Genomic DNA, 1,238 nt, shown 5'->3' with positions numbered 1-1,238 from the left:
GAAACAATTTCCTCTCCCCATCACAGCTCAATCTTAAGAGTGCCGGATTTGCCTAACACTCAATCTCACTGCTTAGACGTACAATCCAATCGTACGCTTCGCCTATCCTACTGCGTCCCCCCATCGATTAAAACGATTATAGGTGGTACAGGAATATCAACCTGTTATCCATCGCCTACGCCTGTCGGCCTCAGCTTAGGACCCGACTAACCCAGAGCGGACGAGCCTTCCTCTGGAAACCTTAGTCAATCGGTGGACGGGATTCTCACCCGTCTTTCGCTACTCACACCGGCATTCTCACTTCTAAGCGCTCCACATGTCCTTGCGATCATGCTTCAACGCCCTTAGAACGCTCTCCTACCATTGTCCAAAGGACAATCCACAGCTTCGGTAATATGTTTAGCCCCGGTACATTTTCGGCGCAGTGTCACTCGACTAGTGAGCTATTACGCACTCTTTAAATGATGGCTGCTTCTAAGCCAACATCCTAGTTGTCTGGGCAACGCCACATCCTTTTCCACTTAACATATATTTTGGGACCTTAGCTGGTGGTCTGGGCTGTTTCCCTTTCGAACACGGACCTTATCACCCATGTTCTGACTCCCAAGTTAAATTAATTGGCATTCGGAGTTTGTCTGAATTCGGTAACCCGAGAGGGGCCCCTCGTCCAAACAGTGCTCTACCTCCAATAATCATCACTTGAGGCTAGCCCTAAAGCTATTTCGGAGAGAACCAGCTATCTCCAAGTTCGATTGGAATTTCTCCGCTACCCACAGTTCATCCGCTCACTTTTCAACGTAAGTCGGTTCGGTCCTCCATTCAGTGTTACCTGAACTTCAACCTGACCATGGGTAGATCACCTGGTTTCGGGTCTACGACCAAATACTATACGCCCTATTCAGACTCGCTTTCGCTACGGCTCCACATTTTCTGCTTAACCTTGCATCAGATCGTAACTCGCCGGTTCATTCTACAAAAGGCACGCCATCACCCATTAACGGGCTCTGACTACTTGTAAGCACACGGTTTCAAGTTCTCTTTCACTCCCCTTCCGGGGTACTTTTCACCTTTCCCTCACGGTACTGGTTCACTATCGGTCACTAGAGAGTATTTAGCCTTAGGAGATGGTCCTCCCAGATTCCGACGGAATTTCACGTGCTCCGTCGTACTCAGGATCCACTCAAGAGAGAATATATTTTCAACTACAGGATTATTACCTTCTTTGATTCAACTTTCCA

The 1,238-nt window shown here is 48.1% G+C and carries 1 rRNA gene (running past one end of the window); it reads right to left on the bottom strand.

Annotation, left to right across the window (positions count from 1 at the left end):
• Positions 1 to 1,238: ribosomal RNA gene (locus tag F9B98_RS15750) — 23S ribosomal RNA — on the bottom strand; its annotated part reaches 1,435 nt to the left of the window's first position; the annotation flags it as partial.

This window comes from Microbacterium testaceum StLB037 (genome assembly GCF_008763945.1).
GTDB classification, from domain to species: Bacteria; Actinomycetota; Actinomycetes; order Actinomycetales; family Microbacteriaceae; genus Microbacterium; species Microbacterium testaceum_G.
The sequence above is the reverse complement of the archived record's forward strand: the minus strand, read 5'-3'. Positions and strand labels throughout refer to the sequence as shown.